Origin of the sequence: Anabaena catenula FACHB-362 (assembly GCF_014698735.1) — a bacterium.
Taxonomy (GTDB): Bacteria; Cyanobacteriota; Cyanobacteriia; order Cyanobacteriales; family Nostocaceae; genus Anabaena; species Anabaena variabilis_A.
Genome location: NZ_JACJTQ010000059.1, coordinates 22,667 through 29,887 on the forward strand (window position 1 = coordinate 22,667; position 7,221 = coordinate 29,887).

A 7,221-nucleotide genomic window follows, 5' to 3' on the forward strand; every position below is an offset into this window, starting at 1 on the left:
AACTTAATAGAGCCTACGAGACTCTATACGAACGTAATTTAAACGTATTTAACATTACTTACATTTTATTAGATAATACGCAATAAAAATTTTCCTGCCTGAAAATAATCAAAAAAAGAGGGACAAACCTGCTGCTGCTGGCTATCCCGTCTGCCGATCCTTTAAAGAGAGGAGAACACTTTCTAATAGTGTAGCCTTGATTGAGAATTTATGTCAACTATTAATGAAAATATATCTCAATAGATAGGTAGGGTATGAAGAAACTTGGCTATTGCCAATCCTAAATTGGGATCAGCCACACACGGGAAAGAGTATGATGATGTTTCAGTTCCTATATAATGACCGGCTGCCCATTTCTGGCTATGACACAACAACTGCTTGTTTATGTCCCACCCCATCCGTTAATCAAGCACTGGCTGGCAGTAGCTCGTAATGCCGCCACGCCTTCTGTATTATTTCGTTCTGCAATTACTGAGTTAGGAAGATGGCTAACTTATGAAGCGGCGCGAGATTGGCTACCGACGCTAGAAACAACTGTGGAGAGTCCGTTGGCACCCTGTCCAGCAACTTTTATTGATCCACAAATACCTGTGGCTGTTGTGCCGATTCTCCGGGCTGGGTTAGGCTTACTGGAGGGAGCGCAGACGTTACTGCCTTTAGCAAAAATTTACCATTTGGGTTTGGTGCGAAATGAGGAAACACTAGAAGTTTCTTGTTATCTGAATAAATTGCCAGAGAAATTCGACCCCGAAACAAGGGTGTTAATTACCGATCCCATGTTGGCAACGGGAGCGTCTATAATGACGGCAATGGCAGAATTAACACAGAGAGGAGTTGATCCAGCATTGACGCGGATTGTATGTGTGGTAGCAGCACCACCAGCTTTGCGACAATTGAGTGGTGCTTATCCTGGCTTAACAGTTTACAGCGCTACTATTGATGAAATAGTGAATGAGAAAGGGTATATCGTACCAGGATTGGGAGATGCAGGCGATCGCATTTTTGGGACTATCAGTTAGTAGGATGCAGCTAGAGGCAGAAACTAGCTTAAATACTTTGGAAGTTGCAGGTTTCTTGAAGGCGGTAAAGATATGAGTCAGCGAGATGGTTTTGCTAGTGGTTTTTTAGTTGGGACTTTAGTTGGTGGCGTAGTTGGTGGGATTCTGGGTGCAGTGCTAGCATCTCGAAGGGACGCTCAGTTGGCAGCAGAAGACGAAATCGGACTCTCGGATAGCACCATCGAAGGAAATAAAGTCACAGCCAAAAGACGGCAGATGAGAGCCGCAGCCAATGAAGGTTTAGAAATGGAAACAGCACGGCGATCGCTAGAAGATAAAATTGCCCAACTCAATGCCACAATTGATGATGTACGTAACCAGTTAGGTAATGTCAATGGCAGTTCAGGGCAAGCAGTAAATCCGCGTAGTCTTTCCCAAGACTCTTGAAAAACTTTTGTTACGTAGTAAACGCATCAGCTATGGTAGATGTGGCAGTGATTTTCAACGATTAAGACAGTATGGCAGAAATCAAATAACTATTTGAAATCCTTGAAAAGCTTGTTAAATCAGCTTTTTGGGTTTTGAATCTTGGATTTTGAATTCCGTAAAGTGTTACTACGACATCGACTCAATTAAAATCAATCATAAGACCCCGTTTGACAATTAGCAGGAAACCAACGAATCCATGTATTTACTATTTAACACGCTGGCAACCTTTGTTACCTTTTATAGCTCTTTGCTAATTATTCGAGTCTTACTAACCTGGTTCCCGCAAATCAATTGGTATAACCAACCATTTGCGGCTTTGAGCCAAATTACCGATCCTTATCTGAATCTGTTCCGCTCAATTATTCCCCCTTTGGGTGGGATGGATTTTTCTCCAATGGTAGCGATTCTACTGCTCCAAGTTTTAGGTAGTGGATTGCAAGCGATCGTGTAACTGAAAATTTGCAGTTAGTTCTACATTCAAAAGCTTTTAAATCTGGGCTAACTAGCCCAGATTTATTTTATATCATTATTAACGCCTGACTTGTCCGCTAAAGCCAGCGGCTTTAAATTGCTTCAACTTCAATGGAGTTGGCTGATTTGCAGGTACAGAAATTCTTAACTCAAAATCACTGATGCCTGGGGGTACTTCGGGAATAGAACCTAAACGGGTACGATTTTGTAATATGGGGTCATTGTTGGCATCATAAATGCGTCCAAAGATATCTGCATCGTAAACTGTTTTATAAGTGCCATTTTCCGCTTTACCAGTGACTAGAAAGCAATTGGCAGCTGCTGAACCGCTACTAATAACAGCACCTTTTGCTAGTTCTGGAGGACAATCATGAGCAGAAATATCAAATAGTCTAATCTGTGTCAGTGCTACAGCCGGAGGAGTAAACACCCACGAAAGGAACCCGATAACGGCAGAAATCAAGATAAGCGTGAGTGAGCGCGATCGCATAAAAGACACCGTAACTTTATTAAAAGTATACGCAATTTTTAACCTCAGTTGACCTGAATTTTACTGCTAGGGAATTGGAGAGTTGAATTTAACATTGTAATAATGGTAAAAATAGACCCTCAGTTGCTATTGCCCTATGAATCCAGATGAGATTGAAACAGCGTTGCAAAAAGCCTTTAATCGCTGTGATGCAGCTAGCTGTCCTCTCACTGATATGCAAAAACAAATATTACTACAACTAGTTGAGCAAATTTCGAGAGATTCGGCTTCTAGGGGATCAGATGCTGCCAATCCTTTGGATGAATTGACATCAGAGGAGTTAGAAGCGTTTTTACAGTTTGTCAAGGCAGAGGAAAAACAAAACCGCACTTGGAAAGTGCAATTGCTGAACGACTGGCTTTTGGCACAAGATTCGGGCAAAGTGCAATTTATCCGCGATCGCTATGGCTTACAGTGGTTGAATCGGGTGGAATCATACCATTTTGATAAATATTCTTATTTTGAAGAAGCACTACAGTTAAGAATAGGCGATCGCATTGAAGTTTCTAATGCACTGTGGGAATGGATACCAGAAGATGACTCCCATCAGCGGGAATGGTTTCCCTGTATGGTGATTAAGGTTGATGAAATTAGCGATGGTGATGAAGTCTTTACCAGTTGTCTGATTCGCTTTTTTAATGGTACTGAGTATGAGATTCAAGGTATCTATGAATGGAATCGGTATAATTGGCGTTGGCCGCAGAAGTAGATGAATAAATCTGTTGATTAACTCTCTCTTCATACATAATCACCAGGACGGCGTAAAATCATAAATGGATTACCTGCATTAACTGTATAGCTAGGGTATTGATTTTCAGCATTTTCCACAGATTGTAACCACTCAGGATGATCATCTTGCCATAGTGGATGTCTTAAAATTAGAATACTTTGACGCTTTTTACTTCTATGTACATAACCTGTTAAAGTTGCAAATTGGGTTGGCAAATTATAACCCAAATTTTGCAATGTGTTAGTAATTGGAGAATTATTTATTTGATATAAATTAACCCAAGGATTTGCCATAGTTCCCCAAGGTGAATTAATATCAATAGTATGAGAGTTTGATAACACTAACCGCGCCATATCTAACGCTAATCTCCAATCTAATAAACCGTGATAAGCAAGGTTTTGATAATCCCGTAAGCATAAATTACAGGAAGTATCACAACTGTTACCATGAGCATTATTTAGCCATTTATTAGCAATGCTATTAGAATTATTTATATTAGCTAAATCCATTAACGTCTGAAATTGCTGAGGTTGTGATAAAAACTGACAATATCCTGCGCCATTTTCTAATTGATCACATAAAAATGCTTGACCAATTACTTGATTATTTTCTGACAAAGAACGGAAACCAGATTGTAATTCCACCGTATCTATATCTAGTAAACTAGCTGCTGCAACTCGCAACCAAAAAGCAAAAGAATACCAAGCAGCACGTCCGATCACATTAGTCGGATCGGCAAAAATACCATTAGGCCATTGTTCAATATTTACTAATAAAATATCTGTTTTACGGCGTGATAATAGTGCTATACGATAACTAGAACCTGATGTAGTAACAGCATTATTATTTTCTGGAGATACAGCATAAACACCTGGTCGAGATTTACCATAAATTACTGCATCCTGAAAATCAAAACCACCTTCTCCACCTTTATCATTAACGGAAATAATATTATCATTAAATGCCAATAAAGAAGCATTTAAGATAGAATTAAATGAACCTTGGGCAGAATCAACACTTAAAGATGGTCTGGTTGCGCGGGGTTGCCATTCAAATTGACCATCAAAATCTTCTGGTTTTAAATCAGTAATAAATCCTTTCGGTTCTCTAGCATCAATACAGCGCAATGTTTCTTGTTTACAAACTGGACAAATATCTTCTGATGGTTTTTTACCTCCTGGTAAGGGTTTATTTAATAATATATGGGGGTAAATTACAGCTTGACAATTTCTACATAATCCTAAAGCATGATTACCTCCTGTTAATGCAGGAATTAACCCTGATTTAGATTCTATTCTTTTACCTTGCGGATAGAAATCTGCGACACCACAAGCTGTATGTACTGCTTTATCTTTAACAGTTTCCGAACCGGGAGCAAATTGACCGATCGCTACATCTAAATTTCTATCTACTACTCCTTCTGTGGGTGGCCATTTAATAGCATTTGGTAACCGAGTATAAAGCAATCTAACTCTAGTAGGAAAACCAAACATGGGTAATAGTCCAGCATTTGCTAAACGTTCACTAAGTTGATCTTGAGTGTATGTTTGATCATCTACAACATCTTGAATTTCTGCTAGTAAATCATAGCGAAGAAAGTTGATGATTTTCTGATTACTGGCATTTTTTAAAATTGTTTGTACTCGTAAACTATCCAATATATTGATAATCTTTTGTTCATTTGGTTTGTCGTCTAACCAATCTTGAATTAGTTGTTTATTATTATTCCATTCACTGACATTACCAAATTCACCATGTACATTATCTTTGCTGTCTTTACTACTAATTCCTTCATCTCGAAATGCTTGACGTAATATTTCTTTAATGAGAACACGCTTGAAAATTTGATAACTTCCCATATCCACATAAGGAGGTGGTGGAGGATCACCAGTGATCATTTCTGGACGTTGAAAATAAAAATCATCATGGTTTCTACCACGACAGAATGTAACAGCTAAAGCAACTCCCGCAGAACGTCTACCTGCACGACCAACTCTTTGTTGATAATTAAAGCGTCGGGGTGGCATATTTGCCATCATCACAGCTAATAATGCACCAATATCAACCCCTGCTTCCATTGTGGTGGTAACGCTTAATAAATCTATACCTTGAACACGGTCAATTTCTTTATCAATAAATATGTCTTGAAACCATCTTTGACGTTTTGTGCGTTCTTCTTTGTCCGTTTGTCCGGTTAATTCAGCAGCATTCATCCGGAAAGGTTGACCTGATTTTTCTGATAGGTAGGTATAATAATCAAAATCCCCTGTGACCTGTCCTGGACTGAGTTTTTGGAAAGTTTGGGTATTAGTGCGACTATTACATTCAGGACAAAAACCTGCTGCGGGATGGAGATAAAAGGCATTACAGCGATCGCATCTATAACCCCCACGTAACCCTTGATCATTTTTATTAGGTGGTAGCATTAAAAACAATCTATCAGGATTTAATGATAAATCTTGACCGCTAGTAATTCCCGCTTGTGACTGTAGTAATTCTTGCTCAATATCTTGAAGAGTTAAATTGGTACTTTTAAGGTAATTTCTGGCAAAACCAGGTAAATTGTTCTCTGTACCAGGATAAAAGAACTTAGAATATTTGTGACGACGACGCACTCCCAACTGTCTGATTATGGCATCAACGGCTTCAGTTATTTTACTAGATATATTTCCCACTGATTGGTAGCTAACCCAACCTTGTCCAAAACCTTCCATTGTCCGTACCACATGATCAAACAACGGATTCATTAATTCTGCGGTTAGCAAATCTTCCAAATAGCCAGTATGATCTGTTTTAGCTTGTGAAAGTGGAAAAACTTTTGTTATTGCGTTTCCACTCCAGTCATAACAGCTAAACCAAGGGTATCTTTGTTGATTTTGTCCTTCTGAATAACTCAAAGCACGGAAACTAGCACCACCAGGACAAATACCATACTCTAATAAACCATCTCTAACCTTTTGCCGTAATTCTAATAAGGGGATACGATCTGGATAACGTTGCAATAGATTTAACCATTCTGTACGCACCTTTTGATTACTTGTAGGTAAACCCATCACCCAACTAAGTGCTTCTGTAATTAAGCTAGGATTGGCATTAATAAAGCGATCGCGTCTAGTTAAATCATCTTTTTGTGATCCAAGGATCACATTTTCATAAAGCTTTGGATTTATACCTTGTAGTTCAGTAATAACACTAGGACTGCTTGCCGAAGTAATACGTAAAAAAGCGATCAAATCATCCCAATAATCATAAAAAGACTGAATTAATAATAAGCGTACCATATCCCGATAATGGTCAATTTCCATACCTGCTGCTAATTTAGCCGCATCTTGACGACTATCAGAAAATATCACTAATTTCCGAGAACTAGATGACGCTTGTTGAGACTGTGAAGGCATTTCGCGTAACAGTCCACTAGCAATAACCTGACAAGCTTTTTGAAAACCTGTGCGGTGAATACGTAGAGGAGTAGGAAATTTATCACGTCTGCCATAATCAGCATCACAGCGAGGACATTTTGTAGGTAATGCGGATTTTTCTGGTTTATCTCCCACTATTTGATACAACCAACCAGGAACTTCATCGGCTTTAGGTGGTGTTGCATCTTGCAGTAATACACCAGTTTTTTTATCTAATTTTGCTTGTACCCAACGACATTTAATTTTATCAGATGTCCATTCTAAATCTTGCGGTTTCGTTGTCCAGGGTGGTGTTTCTCCCGGTAAAGGCCAAAATACCCGATAATTACCATAGCGTTGATTCATCACCACTAAATCAGGTATTCCTTCCAATTCTGGTTGGTCTGGTGTCAGAATATCTCTAGTAGTGGTTCCAAGTTTGCGAGTGCTTTTATAACCACCAAGAAACACATCACCGCACACTTCACAAACAATTAAATAGACATCTCCGAAAAAGAATTAAATTATGGTATAAGAATATAAAAGTGTATTTTTTGGTAAGACGTTATGGGCAGTATATTTGAATATATTCAGAGCAATCCTCAC

At 38.8% G+C, this 7,221-nt stretch carries 6 protein-coding genes; 4 read left to right on the forward strand and 2 right to left on the reverse strand.

Annotated elements, in window-relative coordinates; all coding sequences use genetic code 11:
- Positions 1–362: 362 nt before the first annotated feature.
- The 3 genes from upp to H6G68_RS23985 all read left to right on the forward strand — a co-directional run bounded on the left by upp (position 363) and on the right by H6G68_RS23985 (position 1,938).
- Positions 363–1,019 carry a uracil phosphoribosyltransferase gene (upp, locus tag H6G68_RS23975; protein ID WP_127054357.1) on the forward strand — a complete coding sequence of 219 codons (657 nt, stop codon included), beginning with the start codon at positions 363–365 and terminating at the stop codon, positions 1,017–1,019.
- A 72-nt stretch (positions 1,020–1,091) separates the two neighbouring features.
- Positions 1,092–1,445: a ssl2009 family thylakoid membrane protein gene (locus H6G68_RS23980; RefSeq protein WP_190711785.1), complete on the forward strand. Its 354-nt coding sequence runs from the start codon at positions 1,092–1,094 to the stop codon at positions 1,443–1,445.
- Positions 1,446–1,683: 238 nt separating this feature from the next.
- Positions 1,684–1,938 carry a YggT family protein gene (locus H6G68_RS23985; protein ID WP_127054361.1) on the forward strand — a complete coding sequence of 85 codons (255 nt, stop codon included), beginning with the start codon at positions 1,684–1,686 and terminating at the stop codon, positions 1,936–1,938.
- Positions 1,939–2,016: 78 nt separating this feature from the next.
- Here H6G68_RS23985 and H6G68_RS23990 read toward each other — a convergent pair whose 3' ends face one another.
- A complete protein-coding gene (locus H6G68_RS23990) occupies positions 2,017–2,448 on the reverse strand; it encodes a biotin carboxylase (protein ID WP_190908891.1) in 432 nt (143 codons plus the stop codon).
- Between the two features lie 136 nt (positions 2,449–2,584).
- On the opposite strand from H6G68_RS23990, the gene H6G68_RS23995 reads away from it, so the two are divergent.
- Positions 2,585–3,196 carry a hypothetical protein gene (locus H6G68_RS23995; RefSeq protein ID WP_190908892.1) on the forward strand — a complete coding sequence of 204 codons (612 nt, stop codon included), beginning with the start codon at positions 2,585–2,587 and terminating at the stop codon, positions 3,194–3,196.
- 29 nt (positions 3,197–3,225) lie between these two features.
- On the opposite strand, the gene H6G68_RS27825 is transcribed toward H6G68_RS23995, so the two are convergent.
- The gene (locus H6G68_RS27825) at positions 3,226–7,086 is read right to left on the reverse strand and encodes a C-terminal helicase domain-containing protein (RefSeq protein WP_339327886.1); all 3,861 of its coding nucleotides are present in this window, start codon (positions 7,084–7,086) and stop codon (positions 3,226–3,228) included.
- Between the last annotated feature and the right edge of the window lie 135 nt (positions 7,087–7,221).